The organism is Bifidobacterium italicum, from assembly GCF_002286915.1.
Classification (GTDB): Bacteria; Actinomycetota; Actinomycetes; order Actinomycetales; family Bifidobacteriaceae; genus Bifidobacterium; species Bifidobacterium italicum.
This window is the reverse complement of record NZ_MVOG01000028.1, coordinates 20201-44476: the sequence shown is the minus strand read 5'-3', so window position 1 is coordinate 44476 and position 24276 is coordinate 20201. Positions and strand designations below refer to the sequence as shown.

Annotated in this window: 14 protein-coding genes; 8 read left to right on the top strand and 6 right to left on the bottom strand. The window is 60.9% G+C overall.

Going from position 1 to position 24276, the window contains the following annotated elements; translation table 11 throughout:
* Nucleotides 1–85: 85 nt before the first annotated feature.
* The 8 genes from pyrB to B1400_RS07210 all read left to right on the top strand — a co-directional run bounded on the left by pyrB (nt 86) and on the right by B1400_RS07210 (nt 8302).
* Nucleotides 86–1048: an aspartate carbamoyltransferase gene (pyrB, locus tag B1400_RS07245; protein ID WP_095613747.1), complete on the top strand. Its 963-nt coding sequence runs from the start codon at nt 86–88 to the stop codon at nt 1046–1048.
* Nucleotides 1048–1470, top strand: a complete 423-nt coding sequence (locus B1400_RS07240; protein ID WP_095613746.1) for an aspartate carbamoyltransferase regulatory subunit — start codon at nt 1048–1050, stop codon at nt 1468–1470. Before pyrB ends, B1400_RS07240 begins: the two co-directional genes overlap by 1 nt.
* Nucleotides 1470–2870, top strand: a complete 1401-nt coding sequence (locus B1400_RS07235; protein WP_095613745.1) for a dihydroorotase — start codon at nt 1470–1472, stop codon at nt 2868–2870. The genes B1400_RS07240 and B1400_RS07235 overlap by 1 nt, the downstream gene beginning before the upstream one ends.
* A 111-nt stretch (nt 2871–2981) precedes the next feature.
* Nucleotides 2982–3935, top strand: a complete 954-nt coding sequence (pyrF, locus tag B1400_RS07230; protein WP_095613744.1) for an orotidine-5'-phosphate decarboxylase — start codon at nt 2982–2984, stop codon at nt 3933–3935.
* Nucleotides 3936–4023: 88 nt separating this feature from the next.
* Nucleotides 4024–4842 carry a dihydroorotate dehydrogenase electron transfer subunit gene (locus tag B1400_RS07225; protein ID WP_095613743.1) on the top strand — a complete coding sequence of 273 codons (819 nt, stop codon included), beginning with the start codon at nt 4024–4026 and terminating at the stop codon, nt 4840–4842.
* Nucleotides 4843–4853: 11 nt separating this feature from the next.
* Nucleotides 4854–5816, top strand: coding sequence for a dihydroorotate dehydrogenase (locus B1400_RS07220; protein WP_407641081.1), 963 nt, complete (start codon nt 4854–4856; stop codon nt 5814–5816).
* Nucleotides 5817–5868: 52 nt separating this feature from the next.
* Nucleotides 5869–6564: an orotate phosphoribosyltransferase gene (gene pyrE / locus B1400_RS07215; protein WP_095613741.1), complete on the top strand. Its 696-nt coding sequence runs from the start codon at nt 5869–5871 to the stop codon at nt 6562–6564.
* A gap of 280 nt (nt 6565–6844) precedes the next feature.
* On the top strand, nt 6845–8302 hold the full coding sequence (locus B1400_RS07210) for an AAA family ATPase (protein ID WP_095613740.1): 1458 nt from the start codon (nt 6845–6847) through the stop codon (nt 8300–8302).
* Nucleotides 8303–8440: 138 nt separating this feature from the next.
* On the opposite strand, the gene B1400_RS07205 is transcribed toward B1400_RS07210, so the two are convergent.
* From B1400_RS07205 to brxC, 6 genes are all read right to left on the bottom strand, one after another.
* Nucleotides 8441–11974: an SIR2 family protein gene (locus B1400_RS07205; protein ID WP_095613739.1), complete on the bottom strand. Its 3534-nt coding sequence runs from the start codon at nt 11972–11974 to the stop codon at nt 8441–8443.
* Nucleotides 11975–12114: 140 nt separating this feature from the next.
* On the bottom strand, nt 12115–14271 hold the full coding sequence (brxL, locus tag B1400_RS07200) for a BREX system Lon protease-like protein BrxL (RefSeq protein WP_095613738.1): 2157 nt from the start codon (nt 14269–14271) through the stop codon (nt 12115–12117).
* Nucleotides 14272–14301: 30 nt separating this feature from the next.
* Nucleotides 14302–16947 carry a BREX-1 system phosphatase PglZ type A gene (gene pglZ / locus B1400_RS07195; protein ID WP_235607380.1) on the bottom strand — a complete coding sequence of 882 codons (2646 nt, stop codon included), beginning with the start codon at nt 16945–16947 and terminating at the stop codon, nt 14302–14304.
* Nucleotides 16948–17007: 60 nt separating this feature from the next.
* The gene (gene pglX / locus B1400_RS07190) at nt 17008–19977 is read right to left on the bottom strand and encodes a BREX-1 system adenine-specific DNA-methyltransferase PglX (RefSeq protein WP_235607379.1); all 2970 of its coding nucleotides are present in this window, start codon (nt 19975–19977) and stop codon (nt 17008–17010) included.
* Complete coding sequence (locus B1400_RS09955; protein WP_235607378.1) at nt 19904–20605, bottom strand: BREX-1 system adenine-specific DNA-methyltransferase PglX; 702 nt, start codon at nt 20603–20605, stop codon at nt 19904–19906. The genes pglX and B1400_RS09955 overlap by 74 nt, the downstream gene beginning before the upstream one ends.
* Nucleotides 20602–24249, bottom strand: a complete 3648-nt coding sequence (gene brxC, locus B1400_RS07185) for a BREX system P-loop protein BrxC (RefSeq protein WP_095613737.1) — start codon at nt 24247–24249, stop codon at nt 20602–20604. The genes B1400_RS09955 and brxC overlap by 4 nt, the downstream gene beginning before the upstream one ends.
* Nucleotides 24250–24276: the final 27 nt, after the last annotated feature.

Below are 24276 nucleotides of genomic sequence, written 5' to 3'. Positions count from 1 at the left end.
AGAGGTCACTTCGGTGACCACCTTCACATTCGGTCAGAAAGGTGAGTCATTGGCTAGCGAAGCACACAACGCTCCCGCCCCTTCGATGGTCGGCACGAGCGTCATCACGTTGGACGACCTGTCCATCGCGCAGATCCGCGAACTGCTCGACAAGGCGCAGTACATCGATACGCACCGCAAGGAAGTGGCACACACCTGCGACGGCAGAGTGTTGGCCACTTTGTTTTATGAGCCGAGCACGCGCACACGGCTGAGCTTCGAGACGGCGATGCTGCGCCTCGGCGGCAAGGTCATCGGCTTCGCCGGCGCCCAGCTCGCCTCGGTCACCAAGGGAGAATCGATCGCCGACACGCTCAAGACCGTCTCCAACTACGTCGACGTCGTCGCGATCCGCCACCCCAAGGAGGGCGCCGCGCTCGTCGCCGCCGACGCCGCATCCGTCCCGGTCATCAACGCCGGCGACGGCGGCCACATGCACCCCACGCAGACGCTCGCCGACCTGGCGACGCTGCGCTCGCGCTTCGGACGCGTCAACCATCTGACGATCGGCCTGTGCGGCGACCTGACGTTCGGACGCACCGTGCATTCGCTCATCGAGACGCTGTGCCGTTTCGGCGACGTGCGCTTCGTGCTCATCTCGCCGAAGGAGCTGCGCACGCCGCAGTACGTGCTCAACCGCATCAACGCGACGCCGAGCTGCTCGTACGTGGAGGTCAGCGATTTAAGCGAGGTCATCGGCGACCTCGACGCGCTGTACATGACGCGCGTGCAGAAGGAACGCTTCTTCAACGAGGACGACTACCTGCGCCTGCGCGACACGTACATCCTCGACGAGGCCAAGCTCGCCCTCGCCAAGCCGGACATGGCGGTGCTCCACCCGCTGCCGCGCGTCAACGAGATCGCCAAGGAGGTGGACGACGACCCGCGCGCCGCCTACTTCGAACAGGTCAGGAACGGCATGCTCATGCGCATGGCGTTGGAGAGCTCGGTGCTCGGCGACGAGCTGCCCGGATTCGCCGAACACGAGAACAAGGAGGTCATGGCCTGATGGAGGTCACCAGCATCCACGACGGCATCATCATCGACCACGTGCCGGCCGGCACGGCGCTCAAGGTGCTCGAATACCTGCGCATCAACCCGTCCGCGACGAAGCTCGCGCTCATCATGAACACCGATTCGCGCCGCTACGGCACGAAGGACATCATCAAGGTCGAGGACGCGGACACGGCGATCGACCTCGACGTGCTCGGCCTCGTGGCGCGTTCGGCGACCGTCGACGTCATCCGGGGCGGGCGCATCGTCGACAAGAAGACGCCGACGCTGCCCGAACGCGTCGTCAACGTCATCACCTGCGTCAACCCGCGCTGCGTGACGACGACCGAACCGGGCATCGACCAGGTCTTCTACCTCGACCGCGCCGACGGGGACGTGTACCGCTGCCGCTACTGCGACGAGGAGGCCGAGTTCTGATGGCGATCACCTTCAGGGACATCCGCGTGTGGGACACCGGCGAACGCATCGACCTGATCGTGCCCGACGGACGCGACGTGGTCGTCGACGCCTCGCGTCTCACGGTGGCGCCGGGCCTCGAGGACCCGCACGTGCATTTCCGCGATCCGGGCCAGACGCACAAGGAGACGATGGCCACCGGCTGCGCGGCGGCGGCCGCGGGCGGCTACACGAACGTGCTCATCATGCCGAACACGGTGCCGGCGATGGACGGCCGGATCGTCACCGCCGGGGAGCCGGGCGCCGACGAGGTCCTCGCCGCCGGCTGCGACAACGTCATCGACTACCTGCAGCACTACGAGCGGATCCACGGCGTGACGCTGCCGGTGCGCTACGAGCTGTGCGTGTGCGCGACGAAGGGCCGCGCGGGTCAGGAGCCGACCGAGCCGAAGGACTGGGCGTGGTACATGCTCGGCAACGACGACGAGAAGGACGCGGCGCAGATCGCGCACCCGGTCACGGCGATGAGCGACGACGGCTCGGCGGTGCCGACGCCGGTGCTGCGCGACGTGTTCGCGAACGTCAAGGAGACGGGGCTGTACCTGATCGAGCATTGCGAGCACCACGACGTCGGCGCCGTCAACGACGGCCCCGTCGCCAGGAAGCTCGGCGTGCCCGGCATCCCCGAGGACACCGAGCTGGCGATCGTGCAGCGCGACATCGACCTGGTGCGCGAGACCGGAGTCCACGTGCACTTCCAGCATGTGAGCACGGCGATCAGCTTCGAGGCGATCCGGCGCGCCAAGGCCGAAGGGCTGCCGATCACCTGCGAGACGGCGCCGCACTATCTGGCATTAAGCGACGAGGCGCTGCTCAAGTACGGCACGCGCGCGAAGATGAACCCGCCGCTGAGAAGCGAACAGGACCGGCAGGCCACGATCGCCGCGATCGCCGACGGCACCGTCGACATGATCGCCACCGACCACGCCCCGCACACCGCCGACGAGAAGGCGCTCGGCTTCCTCGAGGCGCCCAACGGCATCATCGGCCTCGAATGCGCGTTCGCCGTATGCCACACGGTCCTCGTCGACGGCGGCTGGATCAGCGACGCACGCCTCATCGAACTCATGGCCGTGAACCCGGCCTCGCTTATGGGCAGGCATTCGACCGACATCGCGGCCCTGCTCAACACGGGCGCGAAATGCGCGGCGAAACGCACGCTCGACCTGGGCGCGAGCGAACACCCCGAGCGCAACGACCTCGTCATCCTCGGCCTCGACGACGCATGGACGATCCGGGCCGGCGAATTCCGGTCGAAGGCGCGCAACACGCCGTTCGACGGCTGGGAGGTCACCGGCAGGCCATACGCGACGATCATCGGCTCGCGCCTGGCCTCCGGCAGCCTCGACGCGCTCGCCTGACGCGCAAACGCGACGCCAGGCGAGCGCGGATCCGCCCGCGCGGACGGCCGTGCGGACGAACCGCCGCGCGAAGCAGACAACGCCCCTCACACCCACAACCCAAGGAGCATGATGGACCGCCTCATCGAAGCCATCGAAGACAAACAGAACCCGAGCGTCGTCGGACTCGACCCCACGCCGGCGCTCGTGCCCGCCCAGGTCATGGACGCCTACCGCATCGAAGCCGACGAATACGTCGAGGAGGACGACGACAACCTCGCCGCGACCGGCGCCGCGGCCGCGTACTTCGAGTTCAACCGCGCGATCATCGACGCGGTCGCCGACATCGTGCCCGCCGTCAAACCGCAGATCGCGATGTACGAGGCGCTCGGCCCGGCCGGCATCGACTGCTACACGATGACCTGCCAGTACGCGCGCCAGCAGGGCCTGTACGTGATCGGCGACGTCAAACGCGGCGACATCGGCTCGACGGCCGCCGCCTATGCGAAGCACCTCACCGGCTTCGACGGCGCCGACGTATGGCACGAGGACGCGCTCACCGTCAACCCCTACCTCGGCTCCGACGGCATCGAACCGTTCGTCGAGGCCGCCGGGGAGTCCGACCGCGACCTGTTCGTCCTCGTGCGCACGTCGAACCCGTCCTCCGCGCAGATCCAGGAGCTCGAGCTGGCCGACGGCGGCCATGTCTACGAACACGTCGCCGACCTCGTCGAGCAATGGGGCGCCGACACGATCGGCCGCTTCGGCTATTCGCGCACCGGCGCCGTCGTCGGCGCCACGCACCCGGAGGAGGGCGCCGCGCTGCGCGAACGCATGCCGCACACCTTCTTCCTCGTGCCCGGCTACGGCGCCCAGGGCGGCACCGCGGCCTCGGTCGCCGGCATGTTCGACCATGACGGCTCCGGCGCGATCGTCAACTCGTCGCGCGGCATCATCGGCGCATGGCGCGACGACGCACGCTACGACGCGGGCCTCGAACCCGAGACCGCGCTCGAACTCGTCGCCGCCGACGCGCGGCGCGCCGCCGAGGACATGCGCGACCAGCTGCGCGTCGCGCTCGCCTGACATGCACGCGCGCCCCTCCGGGCGCGACGGCGCGAGAAGAACCCCAGTCCAGCAACCACAGCAGAGAAGAAAGAGGGACAGGACACCCATGCCAACCACAGCGTTTTCCCACACGGTGGAGGATGCCGTATCGAACGGCCGCACGCCGACGAGGCGCACCGTCGACGTCGTCGACGTGCGCGAACTGACGCCCGGCGTCGTGCGCCTGACGTTCCGCGACGAGTTCACCGCCGCCAACGTCAAGCCCGCCCAGTTCGTCAACCTGTACTCGTCCAACCCGCAGCATCTGATGCCGCGCCCCTTCGGCGTCAGCGACGTCGACGGCGACCGGGTCAGCCTGATCTTCGCCGTCGTCGGCTACGGCACCGACGAGTTCGCGCACCTGAAGGCCGGCGACCGGGTGGACGTGCTCGGACCGCTGGGGCGCCCCTTCGACCTGCGCAAGGATGCCGACTACCTGCTCGTCGGCGGGGGACTGGGCATCCCGCCGCTGCTCGAGGCGGCGCAGGCGCTCGCCGGACGCGACGACTGCCGCGCGATCGCCGTGCTCGGCTACCGCGACGCGCATTTCGCCGACGTGTACGCGGCCAGATACGCCGACGAGGTGCACAGCATCGACGAGTCGGAAGGCAACGTGCTCACGCTGCTCGAACGCCTGTGGCCGGAGCTGCAGGAGAGCGGCCGTGAGCTGATCATCCTGTCGTGCGGTCCGACGCCGATGATGAAGGCCGTCGCCGAATGGGCGTCCAGGCGCGGCGTCGACGCGCAGCTGAGCATGGAGCAGCGCATGGGCTGCGGCTACGGCACCTGCGTCGCCTGCACGATCGACACGCGCGACGGCCGCGAGAAGGTGTGCGAGGCCGGCCCGGTCTTCACCGCGCACCAGCTGGGATGGGACAACAAGTGAGCGAGGACAATGTGAACATCGAACAGGAACTCAACGAAACCCCGACGAGCGTCTACGCGCCGCACGAATGGCGCCATGGCACCGTCGTCGCCGGCGTGCCGTGGAAGAACCCCGTCGGCACCGCCTCCGGCACCTTCAACGCCTACGCATGCGGACAGTTCTACGACGTGTCCCAGATGGGGTCGGTCACCACGAAGGGCGTCTCGCCGGTCGAATGGCTCGGCAACCCGGGCGTGCGCACCGCCGAAAGCCCGGCCGGCACCGTCAACGCCGTCGGCCTGCAGAACCCCGGCGTCGACCATTACCTCGCACACGACCTGCCGTACCTCAAGGACCTCGGCGCCACCGTCATCGCGAACGTCGCCGGCCACTGCGACGACGACTACGCGCAGGTCGTCGAAAAGCTCGCCGAATCGGACGCCGACATGCTCGAGATCAACGTCAGCTGCCCGAACGTGACGCACGGCGGCATGTCCGTCGGCACCGACCCGGTCGCGTTGGCCAAGCTCATGGACCGGCTGCGCCCGATGACCGACAAGCCGATGATCGTCAAGCTCACGCCGAACGTCACCGACATCGCCGCGATCGCGCGCGCCGCCGTCGAGGGCGGCGCCGACTGCCTGAGCATGATCAACACGCTCGTCGGCATGCGCATCGACATCAGGACCGGCGAGCCGATCATCGCCAACCGCACCGGCGGCGTGTCCGGACCTGCCGTCTTCCCGGTGGGTCTGGCCTGCGTATGGCGCGTGCGCGCCGCGCTGCCCGACATCCCGATCATCGGCATCGGCGGCATCGACTCGGGCGAGAAGGCCCTCGAATACCTCTACGCCGGCGCCAACGCCGTCGAGGTCGGCGGCGCCGCGCTGTACGACCCGACCGCGCCGATCCGCGTCGCGCTCGAACTCGAGGAACTCCTCGACTCCAGGCCAGAACTGACCGAAAAGCTCGCCAAGGGCGACACCTGGCGCTGAGCCACCCGCCGACATCGGACACTACAGACCACCAATTTCGGAAGGAGACACGATGTTCGACTCACTCGACCATCGATTCACCAAGTTCCTGCTCGAATCGAACGCCCTCAAATTCGGCGACTTCACGTTGAAGTCCGGACGGCGCTCGCCGTACTTCATCAACGCCGGCGCGTTCGACGACGGCAGGAAGATCGCGACGCTCGGCGCGTTCTACGCCGAGAAGATCCAGACCGAGATCGACGACGAGCAGCTGCCCGCCCGCATCGACACGATCTTCGGCCCGGCGTACAAGGGCATCCCGCTCGCTGTCGCCACGTCGATCGCGCTCGAACTCAACTACGGCGTCACCGTCGGCTACACCTTCGACCGCAAGGAGAGGAAGGACCACGGCGACGGCGGCACGATGGTCGGCAAGCCGCTCGAGGACGGCATGAACGTGCTGCTCGTCGACGACGTGATGACCGCCGGCACCGCCGTGCGCGAGGTCGTCCCCAAGCTCAAGGAGCAGGCCGACGTCAACATCGTCGGACTTGTGCTCTCCGTCGACCGCATGGAGAAGACGAAGGACTCTGATCTGTCTGCCGTGCAGGACGTGCAGAACGAGTTCGGATTCCCGGTGTTCGCGATCGCGAACGTCAAGGAGATCTTCGCCGCCGGCCGCGAACTCGCCGACGAGGAGGGCGTGCCGTACGTGACCGACGAGATCGCCGGCGCCGCCGAGGAGTACCTGGCGCGCTACGGGGCGTGAGCCGATGATGCGCCCATAACGGCGCCGAAATGACGTTTTTTCGCGTGGTGCCCCTCCTCGGAGGGACACCACGCGTTGTGTCGCATGGATGTGTACCGGTGCGACGACTGTCTGCACTGCGGCATGCATGACGCCTCGTGCGAAGCCATCGGAGCACGCATGCGCTCGCGGACGGTGATACCACGATGTTGCGTAGATGGTCTCTTTGGGCTGCAGTAACTGATGAATCACGTTTTTTTATCGCGATTCACAAAGAAACTGAGAAACGAGGACAGCGTTCATGGCTCGATTGCTGGCTCTTACATTGCACAACATCAGGAACATCGGCAACGGTGAGATCACGTTCGAAACGTTGCCCTCCGCTGGCAGCGTCACCGGCATCTACGGCGCCAACGGCAGCGGCAAGACGTCGGTGCTTGACGCCATCCGTCTGCTTCGCCCGACCATCAGTGGCGAACCACTGCCCGAGGAAGCGACCGAACTCGTGTCCATAGGCGAAAGCGAGGCCGAACTGTCCGCGTTGTTCCGCGTCCGTGTTGATGACGGCGAGCGATACCTCAAGTACACGGTCGTCTACCGGCGGATCGACAACGTTCTTCGTATTGCGCAGGAATCGGTGTGCGTCAGCGATTCGGAGCGTCGACTCGGGCGTCCGTTTGTGCGGTATACCGCTGATGAGCGCAATCGTCTCGATTTGTCACCGATCACCAGATGGCAGAGTATCGTCGCTGCGGTCGATGACAAGGTGGCGGTGGCGCTTGGGGAGCAGCGTGCGTCGCTCGAGCGCCGTTCGTTCCTGTTTTCGGATACGTTCCTTGATTACCTGCGAACGGCCGCGGAAGGCGGCATGAAACCGCTGGCGAAGGATGTTCAGCGTTGGCTTGCGCATTATCCGTCGGCATTCGCCGTGATGAAGGAGCTGCAATCCTGGGCGCGTACGCGCATGTTTCTGCTGTCGACCCAACACAACTCGATCGTCAGCTACAACCTCCTGCCGATTTCCGTCCCGAGCGAGACGGAACGTCCGCGTGAACTGGTGTTTTCCATGGGCGACGTCAATAATCTGAACGATTCCGAGCTGGCGGAACTGAATCGCAGCCTTGGCGACTTCAACCAGATCATGCCCTATCTGGTCCACGACATGACGCTCAAGGTCAGGAATATGGGAACCACCATTCTTCCTGATGGTTCGACCGCCAACGAGGTGGTGCTGATGAGCGTCCGTGATGGGGTCGAGGTGCCGCTCATGCACGAATCGGAGGGCGTGACGCGCATCGTGGGCATGCTGGCCTATCTGATTCGCGCCTATAACGATCCCGACGTGCTCGTGACGATAGATGAGCTTGACGGAGGCGTGTTCGAATACCTGCTCGGCGAGATGCTGCATGAGTTCTCCCGCAACGCGCAGGGGCAGCTGATCTTCACCGCGCACAATCTACGGCCGATGGAACGCATGGATTTTCCCCAGAAGACCATCGTGCTGTCCACGCTCGATCCGAATCACCGTTTCATTCCGTACATGACGGTGGGTCGCACGAACAATCCGCGTCGCCAGTACATCCAGGCGCTCCAGAGCGGCGGCAAGGTCGCCGACCTCTACAAGTGCACATCGCCGCAGATGCTCGGCGTCGGATTCACGTTGGCCGGCGGCGTGGACGAACGCACCGAGCAGGACGTGGAGCACGGGCTGCGGTCATTGGAGCACGTTCCGACCAATGATCTGGAGAGGATGCTATGAGCCGCCGCAGGATCGTGCTGCTGCTGGTAGAAGGGGAGAAAGAGGGGTGTGCCCTGCTTGCAAGCTGCGGCACGTAAGGGGAGCGCACGCGCATTGCATCATCATGGTAATCTTCATATGGTGTAAAGCGTGCATCGCTCAGTCGTACAGATCGTAGTCCTTCGCCGACTGGACTAATGCATCATATTCGCTGTATGTGGCTGCATCCTTCAAATGGGCGAGTAGGCGGCTGATTTCGTCAGGAGATATCTTGTTGCGAATCGACGGAATTCGTATCAGTTGAGAATAGAAAGACAGCAATGCTTTGATATTGTCTTCGTCCATCGCGCTGATGTGGACGTCAATATCGAACATTTGATGGATGTGGTAAGTTTCCGTATCTGAATAATCAGGCAGCTTGTCTGCGAGCAAATGCGTAGCTTTGGTGGTATGATTTCCCAACATCGGAATCAGTCTGGAGAACTGGGCCCTTTCTTCGTTGCTCCATTGTGTTCCTATGTTCCGGGAACGAGAGTTGATGTAGTCTCTGAGCCAGCGTTCCCATACTAAATCACGAATACTCTGATCGGCGTCCTCGAGTCGCAGAGCCGTGTAATCCATCAGAGCGACCTTTGCTGTATGGCTAGGCTCGTTTACTACAGCTTGTAGGAGTTGCTTCTTCTCGTCTTTATTGAAATCCGGGACGCTGAGCACTCGAAATATGATGTTCATGAGTCCTTCGGTAAATCTGGAATCAGTGTCCAACCTCTTCTTGAGTACGCTTTGCAGGTTCTTAAAGAAGAAAAGCCTCATAAGTCGCAGGTTGGGCTGCTTATGATACTGTGTGATGACTCTCCAGACCATGACGGCGTCATCTGTTTGAAGCATCTGTGGAATGATCTTCTCCGTGAAGTCGTCGTCAAGTTCGTGAAGAAGATTCATATTGAAAAGCAACGGCGGATGTGTGACGAACGCCGGATCTCCCTCGGCCTGTGCAAGTTGGGATAATGCATTGCGCTCGACTTCGTTGAATCCGGACCACTCGGATGAACTGTGTTCCTTTCTGTATTGAATCCTGTGCACCCAATACCATGCCAGCTCACCTGGCCATCGGTTCAGCGAAAGAGTGATTGGGTCGTTTTCCCAATTGGTGCGGTCTTGGGCAACAAAGGAATCATGTCGTTCGCTCCACTGCATGGTAGCGAATGAGTCCATCCAGACGAGCGCGTCCTCAGGGATCTCATCATTGGTTTTCTCCATCTGTGTATGGATCAAGCGAATGATGATATCGCTGAATGAGCTCAAGGATTCTTGAGGAAGTTTTTTAAGGTGGGTGATGATTGAACTTAGATCAGCAGGTGATTGTTTGTGATATGCCCATCCCTTGAGAACGGCCTCTTGAAGGCGCAGATTCTTGTCATGATCTGATGGTGTAAGGTTCCAAAGCTCGAGTCCAGCATGAGCATCATTTCCTGCCAATCTCGGGATTTGATAGAAGAATGTATTATTGGTCTCCTGAAGATTGTCTTTTGAGGAAAGAAGTGAAAGAAGCTGTGCTGGAGTATTGTATAGCATTGCTAGAAATGTTTTATCGTCTACTATTTCTTGTGGTAACTGCCACTGGGCTGGATAATGGTAAATATGAAAATCAGAGTTTTCCATAGGTCTATAATCGTATTTTCGTGCAAAGTATTCTGTGAGATCATTGGCTTCCTTCCAAGAGTTCTCTGGCAATGCCCTAAGCATGTAATCCAGCATGTCATACCGTGTTCTGGTAACATCTTGGTCGTTGTATGTTTCGTTAGTGCTGATACTTTGAATCTCTTGTAAAAGTGCACTGCGTATATCAGGGGAGGCTTCGACTATGGAAGTATGAAGAAGAAGCATGAGTTCATGCCATAGCCACATATGATTTGTAATGTTAGCGATTATTTCCTTATTCAGAATCGAGCTGAGCTTACTGTCTGCGGTACGGTTGGACATCGTGATAGCAGAAATGGATAGGCGCTGAAGAAGAGGTACGCTGCTTTTCCACCAACGTTCTGCGATCGCCTGATTGTCATCTGCATGGTATCTAGCATATTCGCGAAGCACTTCTATGAAGAACGAGGAGGTCTTGTCACGTCGTTGATTCTGATTATGTGGCTCTATCGCGGGTCTGTACATGACAGATAATTTACTTTTTGTTTCATATTGGGAACATTGCTTTATTGAATCTTCTACAAATTCTATAAAATCATTTGAATAATAAATCGAGTTATCATTTATTGGCTTGTCTTCGTGTCGGTCGACGACTTCTGCTGACCAGAAAACAGTAGTGTATGTTGCTCTTTCCTCTTGTCTATATGACGCAACCGGGAAGATGAACTGTGATAGAAGATATACTGGAAAATCGATTGATAGAAGTGGTTTGATGTGAAGGTAATAAATAGGTGTCAATTGCTTTCTTGGGTTAGATGACAGTAAAATTGTCAGTGGCTTCACTGCCCATTCTTGCAGGTTTTCGCATGCATGTATGAGAAGGTTGAAACATCCGTTGAAGAACCGGTCTCCGGCGTCATGCTGAATCTGAATCAGCAGTATACATAAGATGTCTGCATATTTTTCTGACGCCAAGATGTTGGTGATTTGTCTACAAAGCAGCAATTCCTCATCGGTCAAGGCTTGGGATGTGGTGAACGGGTGCGATGTAGCGGGATCTTCCAATAACCAGAGCACCCATTCTTGCATGCTTTCGTTATCTTGACGCGTTATGTTGTTTGTGAAGCATTGTATGCCTTCGGTCGTGTGCAGTGCCCTGATCAGGAAATCACGGTCATCCCGCGTGATCGTTGCAGGTGCGCTGCAGACAATTCTTTCGATGCGGCTTTTCTTCGTCAGATAGTCATCGCACAGCTGATCGGCGAAGGAGTTCAGTGCCTTGGGAAGCTCTTCGTATGATGAACCAGACGATAATGGGAACAGTATCGTGGCGATGTTGCGTTCTTTCCAACTCTCGTGTTCCTCTTTGTATTTGTCGCCTGCTGCGGAGAGCGCGAAATGAGGATGATCCTGTGAGATGCCGCCCAAGGTGAGGTATCGCATGATGGGGTCGGATATCCCATAGCCGATGAAAAGAACAGAGTAGTGGCTGAACATCTCAACGAGGAATCTGGATGCCCATGACTCCAGCAGATATGCCTGCGCATAGTCCCGATCGTCGAGAATGATCTCGTCTGGCCTGCTGTGTATGTCACCGTGAAGGTGGACGATGCCGTCAAAGGAAGATCCGAGCGGCAACGCCGGACCACGATAGATGCGATCGATATCCATGGACAGGGAGTCTGCGGCTTTTTCCAAGAGAACGTCGTAGTTGGTGGTGACTATGCGCTTCGTCTTCATGGCTTTCGCGACGCGCATGATCGCTTTATGGGTTTCGTTGCAGTTCGCGTTGGTGGCGCTCATCATTTGCAGCGTTCGCTCGTGCGCGCTTTTCCTGTCGGGGAGTTTGCCGAGAAAACCGTCCAGCGGCGTCTTGGGCTCTGGTGGCTCTACGTCTTGCTCATCCGCTAGCTGCTTTACCAGTCCCTGATACGACGGTAGATTGGCGGGAGCGTCAAGGGATACGCCGGAGCCGACGAAGAGGACCAGCTCATCGTTGAGCGCCGCATTGACGAGTTCATCTGGAAATTCAACATTTTCGGTTACCCACATTGTTACCCCCGTGGATTCATGATTGCTTGTATATCATCGGTGCCCATATAGGCCGCTATTGCTGAGCGCGGCCATTGCCCCCGCCTGCGATGTACACCATGACAGCGTTTTCACAGGGGAGAGGCGACGGCGGTTCCTGCCTACATCTCCTGCTCGGCCAGTGCGTCATCGTCCCTGCGGTAGATGAATGTGCAGGATTTGACGCGGCGCATCTGCTGGATTCGGTTCTGCGGGCTGAGCCAGTCGGATTCGTTGCCTTTCTGGAAAATGTCGAGCCCGCGTCCCAGCGAGACCTTCCATCCGGTGTCGGTGCGCAGCTGCCGGTCGTGGATCGTCTCGTCGAAGGCGTATGTCAGGTCGATGCCCATCTGCGTGTAGTTGTGCTCGAGCTGTCCGAGCATCTCCAGCTGCTGCCGTGCCCGGTAGGCCTCCTCGTCCTCCTTCGTGATCAGGTGCACATGGACGCGCTGATGTGGATCGGAGTTGTTGCGCACCATTTCCAGGAATTCTGCCAGATTCCTCATCTGATGGGCGACGCGGATGTACGGGTCGGTCAGTTCGATCTGCCGCGCGCCGGCGACATACGGGCCGAACAGCCTATTGTAGGAGTAGCCGCGCTCGTTTTCCTCCAACGTCACCTCGCCGGGTTTCGCGAGCGCCTGCATGCGCTCCACCGCGGAGAGCGCCGGGCGCGCATTCGCGGCGTTCTTGTTCGGAGCAGCGGCCTGTGGTTCCTCCGCTTCCGGCAACGCGCCTTCGGGGATCGTGCCGTCGTCCTCGTCGGATTCGTCGTCGGTGCGTCGACGCCAGTACAGTTTCGGGTAGTCGATCTCCTCGAAGGTCTTGACAGCGATCGGCGTTTCAGATCCAATCCTCGTGTAGGCGAAGTCGACCGGTGTCATCGTCGCGTCCATGCGGCACAGCTGGTCCTTGACGCGTTTGCGGCCCTCGATCGCCAAGCGCAGCAGCAGTTCGATCTGCTCGGCCGACGCCTCGCCGGAGGGGTAGACGAGTTTCATCAGGCCGGAGAAGGTCTTGCGGATGCCGTCCTTGTCTCGCGTGGACAGCGACGACGAGAGTTCGAAGTACGGGTTGAAGCGGTCGCTGTAGTCGAGGTCGCGCAGGTTGTGCAGCACCTCGGCCAGGTAGTCGACGACGAAGCCGTAGCCGTCGGTGAACATCTCCGAGCGGATCTGCTCGAACTCCCAGCCGGGGATGTAGGCGTGGATGCGGTCGAGGAACGCCGGGTCGTGGTATTGCGACGGCAGTGCCTCGAACAGGTCCGATGTCCGCAGCATCGTGGGGACGTCATGGTCGGTGTTGCCGACGAAAACGAGGCTCGCCTCGCCGGGGATCTGTTCGACGCCGCGCGAGAACGTCTTGTTCGCCATGTAGTTCTTCATGATGTCGACGAGTTCCTTGCCGGCCTTCTTGTTCCTGCCGGCGAACTCGTCGAACGCGACCGTGTCCCAGAACCCGACGAGTCCCACCCGTCCGGTGGCGTTGTTGACGAACAGTTTCGCCACCGATATCTCGCCGCCCGAGATGAGCATGCCGTGCGGCGAGAACTCCGAATAGATGTGCGACTTGCCGGTGCCTTTGGGGCCGAGCTCGACGACGTTGAAGTTGCGTTCGACGAACGGCACCATGCGTACGAGCAGCAGCAGCTTCGCCCGGTCGCTGAACAGCTCCGGGTTGAAGCCGATCGACTGCAGCAGCAGGTCGACCCATTCCTCCGTCGAGAACTTCTTGCGTCCCTCGATGAAGTTGTGCACGTCGTCGGTCGCCATCTGCACAGACCTGAGGCTTTCCAGCCGCCACGGCACCTCGTCTTTCTCGCCGGTGTAGGCGTAGCCGATGCGGCAGATGCACCAGATGCCGGTCACGAGCAGCTTCTCGTTCTTCTGCACGATGTCTGGATCGACGACCACCTGCCGGATATTGAGGTTCGAGAAGCTCGCCTCGTACCGGTCGAGCTTCTCGTTGAGCGTCACCTGCACCTTGTCGATTACCCGGTAATGCCCCTTCTCCCGGATCTTCGACTGGACCAGCATCGCCTCGTCGCGGTGCACGTAATGCTGGGCGAGGATCTCCTGCACGCGCCGCACACCCGATTCGATGCTGAGCGCATCGGTTGTCGTGGCGAACTGGCTGAGCAGGAACTCGAGCACATAGGTGGGCACGACCGCGTTGCCCTTGATTTCCCCGACGAGATCCTTGCGCACGGTGTGCTGCGGGAACGCGTCAGTGATTTTCCTGTCCAACGGGCTCAGCTCATGTTGCATGGTATCGGTCATTGGCTATCCCTTCCTATCCTGTCTTGTCCGTCAGTTCCAATCCAGCAGATCATTATCGCCCGATTGGGTATCGCGCCTGAGCGTGAACTGCGCCTTCTGTTCCAACGGCCTGCGCGCGCTCGAACCGGCCACGCTCTCATGGCACAGCAGCATGATCGGTTTCCCGTTGAAGGCGTCCGCCTCCGGCGTGAGCATGAATGTGACCCGGTTATGCCGGTTCGCGGCCTCCTTCGACGTGGAATTGAAGGCGATCGGCGTCTCATTCGAGATGAGCGTTGCATCGTCGTCATCATTGCTCCGGCCGTAGAGACCGACGAAGACCGTGCGCTCGCGGACCTTGCCTCCGACCGGTTCGGCCTGCAGGAAGTCCACGGTGATCTGCCCCGTCGTGATCCGATCCGTGCTCTGCAGGATGTCGAAACGCACCGGCCGTACATCGCCACTCGACGAACGTCCCTTGTTGATTGCGACGACCGGCACGACGATCTCCTGCAGCGATGCGCCGCCATGCACGTACTTCGCGCCGTCGCCCTGACGGCGTAAACGTAGGATCGAATTCGGTAATTGGATCGTGACGCCCTCATCCGGGGTGTTGGACAGTCCGACCTGCTGTGCCGTATAGGTCATGAACGCCTCGTTGGGCACCAGACGCGAACCCGTCGAGAACCGGCGCTTCTTCATCCAGACGGCGTCGCCGTGCGGCACTTCGCTGAGCCATTCGGCCGCGTCGAGTTCGCTGCGCTGGTACAGGAAGCCGTGGTCGGCGGTGACGAGGAAGTTGTTGACGTTCGCATTTGCCAGCTTCTTGACGATGGTGATGAGCGTCCCGATTGCGCGCTCGCAGGCGCCGAAGACCTTGTCTTCGTCGCCTTTGTCGCCTTCCTTGTCGATTTCGTCATGGTAGACGTACAGCACGTCGCACGACTTCACCAGCTCCCGTGCCTCGCCGGTGGGCATCGCAAGGAGGTCCTTGGCTTGAATGGCATGCCCGTGATGGTCTTGCAGGATGGTGTCGCGGTTGTCGGTTCCGCCGGAGGCACGGCCATCGGCCAGCACGAGGCCATCGGGCAACGCGCTCGCCGATCTCGTGTCGAGCGCGAGCCGCTCATGGGGCAGCAGCGCCGCCATGCCGAGCTGCGTATAGGACGGCAGCACGCCGAGCTGGGCGCTGATCGACGCGGTGTACCGGCTTTCCGCTTCGATGCGCCGTGAGAACTCCTCGGCCACCTCGTAGCGCAGCGCGTCCGAGATGATGACGGCGACCTTCCTGTTCGCCTTGAGGAACGGCTGATCGACCTTGTTGCGGAAGAAGTCCCATTGATTGGCCACACCGTCGATGCGCCACGCGTCCAACGTGTTCAGCTGTCGCTGCCAGGCGGCGCCGAGCTCCAGCTGGAACCGCACATAGTCGGCCTCCAGTTCGTTGCCGACCGCCGGGGCGTCGAGGTCCGGTGCCATATCGAAGGCCGCGCGGAATCGGCGGTACGCCTGATCGATGGTGAAGTAATGGGACGTATAGGCCTCGAAGCCCTGCCGCGGCGACTGCAGCTCGATATGGCCGTCGACGGCGTCGAGCGTCGCGCGCAACGCGCTCGCGGCGGCAATGGCCTGATAGTCCTTGGCGAAGACGTCGTACCAGAGTGTTTCCGTGCGATCGTTGATGATGCGCTGCACCTCGGTGTCCGTGATGGACTGGGTGCTGAGCCGTTCGAGCAGGCGGCTGATGAGCGCCTGATCCACCGCTCGATACAGGCCGTGCGCTGCGAGTGCGTCGATGTCCATGCCGGCGACGCGCGATGGGATGTCGAGGTCCTCGGAGGCCGAATCCGTGATGTGTCGCATCGTCTCGCGGAAGTGCACATCGTTGCACCATCCGGTGAAATCTCGGCGGACGCCGGCGTAGTAGCTCTCGTCATGGCCGGGGGAGACGAAGCCGTTCCAAGCGAGTTCGAGCAGCCACAGTTTGAAATCCTTGACGGTGCGGTTGGCTTCCGTCCTGTCGGAGGCAGGGTAGTGGTAGATCGCCTCGGTGCCATGCCAGTGGAACGGTCCCAATCCCATCTGCTCTATCTTCCGGATGCCATCGTCGTCGCCGTCGGCGTCCTTGGCGAGCAATGTGCGCCAGATGTCCTGCAGGCTGTGCTGCCCATGCGGCAGGCCGAGCAGCACGGCGACCATCTTCGCCTGCAGCTGCCGTGTGTCGTCCTGCGCGGTGAGGCGTGCGGCGAGTTTTTTCACCTGCTGCTTGGATTCGAAGAACTGCGGCGTCCTGCGCATCACGGCGAGCCATGCCTCCTTCGTCTCTTCGGAGGCGTCGGGCGCCAGCTCGGTGAGCGTCATCGAGAGACGGTCGGCCGAGAACGTCGGCGCATAGGCGAGCTTCATGTCGAGTAGCCAGTCGTCCTCGGGCGCCGGCTGTTCGCCGTGCAGATACACGGCGAATTTGCGGTCGGGATGCTGCGCCGTCATCGTGTACCGGTCCGTGAACGGCGTATCGCCGCCGATGATGAGCTCGACGTTCCGCAGTTCCTCATAGGTCGACTCGGGGCCGAACATCGTCTGTACCTCGTCGGCGTAGTCGCCCGCCTCGTCGAGCCAGAACACGATGCGGCCGTGCTCGCCGGGTTCGGCGTATCGTTTCGCGAGCATCGCCGCCACGGCACCCAATGCGTTCATCGTTGTATCAACCTTGCCTTTTCCGTCCATATGACCTACTGCTGGAGCGCCAGCGTCGCATCACTGCCGTTCCAGCGGATGCACCGGCCAGGTCCATGTCTCCACGTCCTTGCGCTTCTTCTCGATCGCCGTGATCGTGCGCACCGCCTTGCCCATGCGCAGATAGTTGACGAGCACGCCATCGTCGAGGTCGATCGGCATGTTGCGCGTGGCCAGCGGGTACAGCACGTCGTCCTCGTAGGTCTTGCATTCGGTCACGATCTTGCGCAGCCGGTCCGCCTCGCGCAGGTCCTTGGCCGCTTCCGACTCGTCGAGCATCGCGGCGTAGCCGGAGACGCGTGCGATGTAGTCGCGCAGATACGCGAGCACCGTGCTCGTCGTCGACGGCGTGTAGCGGTGCAGATACACCAGGGCCTTGAACGCGCCCTTGTTGTCGGTGCGGCTCGAATACTGCCAGTAGATCGGACGGTTCGAGTACATCTTCACATGGTCGTTGTAGAAATCATTGACGAAGTACTTGCGCAGCGGTTTGCCGAGCACCTGTTCGATATAGGCGATGTTCTCCTCGAGATGCTCGGCTCCGAACGCGACGGCGATGAACCTGCGGAAGCGCACGACGATGTCGTCGTCGAAATAGTCGCCCTCGCACATCGGGATCACGTTGTCCGCATCCGGCTCGAAGGACGGATACGGCACCCTGGTATGGAAATCGTCCATCGTCTCGCCCTGCGAGGCGAGAATCAGCCCGGGCTTGTCAAGCGAATACCGTCCGAACATGCAGCCGACCGCATAGGAGATGAGCTCCTTGACCAGGTCGAGCGTGAACAGCTCGTCACGCTCCTCGGGGCTCGCCTTCGGATAGGCGAAGGCCTTGTTGCGCTTGAGGGAGACACGTTCGAGCGGGACATCGCATGAAACGTCTCCTTCGGGACAGCATTGCTCTACTATTTTTATATTATTAGAAATCTCCCTAAGCTGCTGTTTGCGGCATTCTTGCAAGTATTGGTTTTCTGTGTCTTGGATTGCATCCAGCAGTGAGCCCGTTTTGCTTGTGAAAATACAGGGTGTGTGAAAATCAAAAGAAAGCTCTGAAGAATCCCAGTCCATTTTGGAAGTAGTGATACATGAGCCAATCAGTTCTTCGTCAAAATCCATTGATTGGCTGAAGTCGGGGAGCTTGCTGATGACTCCACATTTAAAATTCAGTGTCGGCATCGTTAATCTTGCTATTACTTCATACAACGAACTATTGAGTTCTGCGATAGCTTTATGTACATTGATTCCTTCGACAACTTGGCCACCTGCGTCGAAAAGGAAACCGTCGGGGAAATAGCGGACTCCAAGCGATCCAGAGGACACGGCAGTCCATGTTCCACCTTCTTTGAACCAAAGAGATTGGCTGGGCCAGACGCAACCTCTTTGACTTTTCATCATTTCACGGTGTTTGAGATCAAAACCTATTACAAATTCATTATTGCCATACCATTTCCTATATTCGCCACCTTTGCAATATGGTACCCAACATGCGTTCTGTTTGTGGTCAATATCGTTGATGGATGTTGCATCTCTAATGATTCTGTTGAATGAAACTTCGTACCATCTGCGCAAGAACTGCAAGTTGTCGGCAGAATGAATGCCTTCGCGTAATTTGAAATGAGAGTTCATCTCAGGGAATTGGGTGAATAAATCCAAAATGGCATGACTAACCCAGTAGGCAATGGGGGAGCCGGGAATCTGGGCGAACTCCTGCTGATCCACCTCGTAGAAGTGTTCTTTCATCTCAGCATGTTCGTATGGCAGGTTCTGCTGGCTTGCCCTATGTGCCGTAATGATCTCTCGGGTTCGTGGGGCCTGTTGTTGCGCTCCGGGGAAATCGCTCAAGCGTATGTAACTGCCGAGTTTGGTATTGTGGCCTCGTTGCAGTACGAATGTGCAAATCGGCACGGTTGCACCATCGAATCCCGAGTATTCGAGCTGGATGAGCGAGCTGATATGGTCATGTTCGATGATGTGCTTGCGCAGCTCCTCGTATGTATGGATGAACATCCATACATACGGAGTCATGAATCCGAGATAGCCGTGTTCGGGAACCAGCCGCATGCACCGGAGCATGAACGCGGCGAACAGGTCCGACTTGCCCTTCGGATAGTGCTGTTCGACATACTGCTTGAGCTGGGGGCTCATGTTCTTGCCGCCCATGTACGGCGGGTTGCCGACTACCGCCGCGTAGGTGCGGCTCAGATAGCGGGTCTGCTCCAGCACATGGTCGCTGCGGTCGATGAGGTCCGGGTCGAACAGCGTCGGTGCTTCCGGTTCGTGGATGTTGTCGGCGACCGTGGCGAGCATCACGTCGGGCTGGATCAATGAGCCGAACACATCCGCATCGGCGTAGGTGTTCCACAGCTCCGCCGGCAACGCGACGTCATACAGCTCATTGAGTTCGGCCGTCTCTTCGTCGCTGAATTCGATCTTCCTAATCTGTTCGATGTGCGGGAGCACCGGGTTGCGGAAGAAGCCGCGTGAGCGCCCGCGCGCCTTCATCGTCAATGCGAATGCGGCGAGCTGTGCGGCTCGTTCGTCGATCTCCATGCCGAACAGGTTGTGTTCGAGGATGAGCCCGGGGATTTCCGAACGGGCGTAGCCCTCGTCCTCGTAGATCTCGTAGAGCAGGTCGAAGGCGTAGGTGAGCATATGGCCCGAACCACATGCGGGGTCGCATACGGTCAGCTTCTCCGGCGACATGATGGCCGATTGTGCCGTCCGATCGTCGCCGGTGGGAGCGATGTAGTATTCCCACTGCTGCGCGAGCGCACAGTCCGGATGCCCCTGCATCCACAGGCGTCCGACCGTGTTCTGCACGAGATAGCGCACGATCCATTCGGGCGTGAACAGCTGCGTCGCCGCCGGGATTTCGGCCGCCCCGGCCTTGCGGCCCTTTTTGAAGCCGGCCATCACCTCATCCTTGCGTGGTGCGATGTAGAACTGGTAGAGCCAGCCGATGATTTCGACGTTGCCGCTCGCTTCGCCCACACCGCATGCTTACCTTGATCGCTTCGCGCAATGGCGAGCCGTCGGCCAGCAGGTTCTGCGGCATTAGCACGACGTCGATCGTGCCTTCGATGGTGTTCGGTTCGTCGAACAGGAACGGCAGCGAGGTGTGCCAGTAGTTGCAGGCGGCGGCCATCAGCAGGCCGTAGGCGGCGCCTTGCGGGTCTGCGGTCGTGATGTCGCCGTCGAGAATCGCCTCGACGCGCTGCCGGATCGCCTCGTTCGTGCGGATCGCCGGGCCGAAGACGCGTTCGTCGTATTCGCCGCGGCGTGCGGCGGTGAGGATCTCGGGCAGGCCGTTGACGTTCTTCGGGTCGGCCGAGGAGACGACCGGCGTCACCGTGTAGCCGTGCACATCCATGTAGCGGAATGCGATGATGCGGTTGAACCACCGGTATGCGTAGCGTTCGGTGACCTGCTCCACATAGGCGTCGAAGGCCTTGTGGTCCGTGGCCGACGGGGCGGCGCCCCTTAGATGCTCGCAGGCGGTCCTGTTGTCGGCGTACAGCGCCGAGGCCGGATCCAACGCCTCCCGCACGCGCGGTTCGATCGCGCCCATCAGCGCACGGCGGGCGTCGGCGGCGAATTGCTGCAGCTGGTTCGTGTTCATAGCAGGATCTCGTTTCCGTTCTCGATGGCCTCGATCAGATGACGGCGGTACTCGTCGAGGTACTCGTCGACATCGTCCTTTGTCTTGAGCGAGCTGAACCCCGCCGGTTTGGAGACGGAGTCCATCGTGATGACATGATGCCGCGCCGACCTGACCGCGGCCGGCGCATGTCCCGGCGCGGGCGCCTTCTCGACGTGCGGCGTCTCCTGCGCCACTACAGGTGCCGGCGTGCGCGGATGCGCGGCCAGCTCGTTGTACAGGCTCGGACGCAGCTTTCTGGACACCTGTTCGGCGCGCACATGCATGGCGCTGATGTCGGAGGCGTCCTCGAACCATGCGCGTTCGCTTTCCAGCCTGCGTTCCGCCATGCGCTGCGCGTCGTCGGTGGCGTCGCGGTACTGGGGAGAATCCTTCAGTTCGGCGACGATTGCGTCGAGACGTGTCAGCGCCGTGGCGCGCTCATCGTTCACCTGTTCGTCGACGATTGCGCGCAGCTGGTCGACGAGTTCCTTGAGCCGGCGCGTCTTGGAGCCGCGGTAGACGTCCGGGTCGTCGAGCAGCGCCTGCGCCTGCGCCTGCAGCTGTCCGGCATCGTCGGTGGTGCACACGGCGATGTTCGGACGGTTGTCCTGCAGCCATCGCCGGCTGTCCCTGAACATGCGGAACTGCTTGCCGTTGAAGAATTCGAGAATCGGGCGGATGACGTCCTCATCCTGTTTGAGCGCCGCCTCGTATCCGTAGTCGTTGTCCGCATCGGTGAACCCCTCCAGCAGCCAGGGGGACTGCTGGCGCACGACATAGGACAGCATGTTGATGGGGCCGTCGAGCTGGTCGACGATCGCCTTGTCCTCGCGGTGGGACGCCTGCAGGTCCTTGATCTCGTCCAGCCGGTTCTCGATGCCCGCGAACACCTGCTGGGCGAACTGCTGTGCGTCGATGCCCGGCCCGCGGCGCAGGCCGTCGAGGAAGGCGCTCGCGAATTCCTCCAGCCGTTTGACGTGTGTGGGATCGACCCGCTTCGGGAGCGTGACGATGATCGATTCGCGTTTCCTCGCGTTGCGCAGCAATGCGGCGAGCTGCGTGTCCGCGATTGGATGCGCGTCGATGCCCAGTTCGATGCGGTGCGCCCCGTACAGGTAGGCGAGCATGCACAGCATGATGTCGTCCGGCCATCCGTAGGGCGCCTCATGGTAGATGCCGATGAGGTCCCTGACGCTCACCGTCGTCCTCTGGTTGGTCTTACGCGTGAGCGTGTCGACGATGTCGCCGGTGATCGGCGCGATGCGCTGGATCTGGCTGTCGGTGCCGGCGAGCTTGCGGCCTTCCTCGTCCGCCCCGGCCGCACGGTAGCCGTCGATCTCGTTGTCGTGGCAGACGAGGTCGACGAGCATCGCGTAGTTGGAGTAGTGGTTCCTGATCACGTCGCCCATCGCCGTCGTGATCCTGGTCGCCGCGTCGGATCCGGGCACGTCCGCCGCGGCGCCGTTGTAGTAGAACGAGCCTTTCGCGATCGCCTGCCGCACGCGGTCGCGTACGGCGTGCTCCTGTGCTTCCTTCTGTGCCTGCTTCGCCATGATGATGGCCTGACGCGTCGAGGTCCGGTCCGTGGCGTCGAGGTTGCGTTTGAGGAACGTGTCGGTCTTGACGATCATGCGGATGTCGTTGAACAAGTTAGTGTCGCTCTGGTCGAGCAGCAGCGAGATCGTGCTCCTGTCGCCGCTTGTCTGAAGCACGAGGTCGGAGACGTCGTCGACGTGCGTCCGCAGGTCCAGTCCGATCGGTTCGGTGCGTCCCTGGGCGATGCCGTCGATGCTGAGCGTGTAGCTGAACGGCGTCTGCTGCTTGCCGTAGACGATCCTGAGCGTCTTGACCGTGTCGACGAAGGTCTCCCTGAGGTATTTCGTCACGGCGCCGTCGTCGATGTCGGTGTTCTTGATCTCCTGTTCGACGTCCTGCTCCTCGTTGGTCAGGTAGGCGTAGGTGTCGTCGATGCGCTGCACGTACGTGTGGTTTACCAGCACGGTGAGCGTGTCCTGGATGCGTCGTTCGAGGTCGGTGGCGTCCACATCGAAGCCGTCGGTCAGCAGGATGCGCAGGTTGCGGGGCGTCGCCTTGAAGTCCTTGATGTGCTTGACCATGAGCAGCACTTTGAGCAGGCGCACGCCGAGGACGCGCACATCCGGATCGAGGCGTTGGTCGGCTTCGGTGATGCGGTGCGTCTGCGTGCTTTGCAGGATGTCCTTGATGCCGTCGAAGAGACGGTCGAAGGGGACGAGGTAGCCGAAGCGTTCGTCGGCCGTGGCCTGCAGCGTCGCGCTCCATGCGGACAGCATCGAACGTTCGCCGACCGAGGAGTGCCTGCCGCTGAACATGCCGAAGTCGCTCATCGCATGGAACGCGGACTGCAGCAGGCCGAACTCGTAGTTGAGGAACGGGTAGGAGGCGACGAAGTCCGGTTCCGTCGCGGCCTTGTTGTCCTGGAAGTGCGTGTTGGCGTTGAACTCGAACAGTGTGCGCATATCGTCGTGTTTGCGCTCCCACAGGTCCTCGAGCTCGGGGACGTATTCGGGCTTCTTGGCGAGCAGGCGCTTCTGGATCACCTCCATCGTGTCGGCGCTGTCGAGCTTGAGCTTGATCGAGAAGCGGCCCTGGATTTTCGAGAAGTCGTTGCCCTGACGGTGGCTCTGGTTGGAGATGATCGTGTCGAGGTTCTCCTGGGAGGTGACGACGATCCATGCGCGCCCGTTCGTCTTCGCGTTCAGGTCCTCGGCGATCGACTGCAGGTCGAGCATGCGGTGCGTGTCGTCGCCGATGAACTGGCCGACCTCGTCGACCATGAACAGGACGCGGTGGTCGGGGGACTGGCAGTCGAGCCAGTCGACGACGTCGTTGGTGAACGAGTCGACGCTTGCGGAGAAGCCGTTCTCGTACCGGCCGATGATGTCGGCCTGCGGTTCGCCGCCCGTCACGTCCGCGTAGGCGTGGCCGATCTCCGGATCCCACAGGATGGCCTCGTCGCGCCCCTCCTGCCACGATTTGCCGGCACGGGTCTCGAACTCCTGCTTGAACGCCTCGTACTTGCCGTTGGCATCGAGGTCGCGTTCGAAGCGCGCCACGCTGCGGTTGCTCCCGCTATAGCCGCATGCGGCGTTGAAGACGTCGATGAACGTGAACAGCAGCGGCGCCTGCTTGCTCTTGTCCGCCTTCTGGTCGATGTTGAACAGCATCGACGTGGCGGGGATGCGCAGCGAACGGTCGAGCAGGCCCTCGAGCTCGAAGTTGTCCTGGTTGTGCGCCTTGGCCATCATCGTGCGCACGATGCGCTCGCGCGAGGGGATCGACGGGTCGCCGTTCCTGTCGATGAGGGCGTCCGGCACGGTGCCGAGGATGAAGGAGAGCATCTTGAGCAGGTGCGATTTGCCCGAGCCGAAGAAGCCCGAGATCCATGCGCCGTTGTCCACATGGTTGTCGGGGTCGTCGTAGGCGTCCAGGAACTTCTCGAGGTTGTGCTGGATCTCGTTCGTCAGCACGTATTCGTCAATCTCTTGGGCGAGGGCCCTGTCGTCGTGCGCCTTGATCACGCCGTTGATGCGCCGGTCGATGTCCTTCGTGAAGATGCCTTTGAGTGCGATTGTGTCGTCCATGATTCCCTTCCCTGTCTGCTGTGGTTC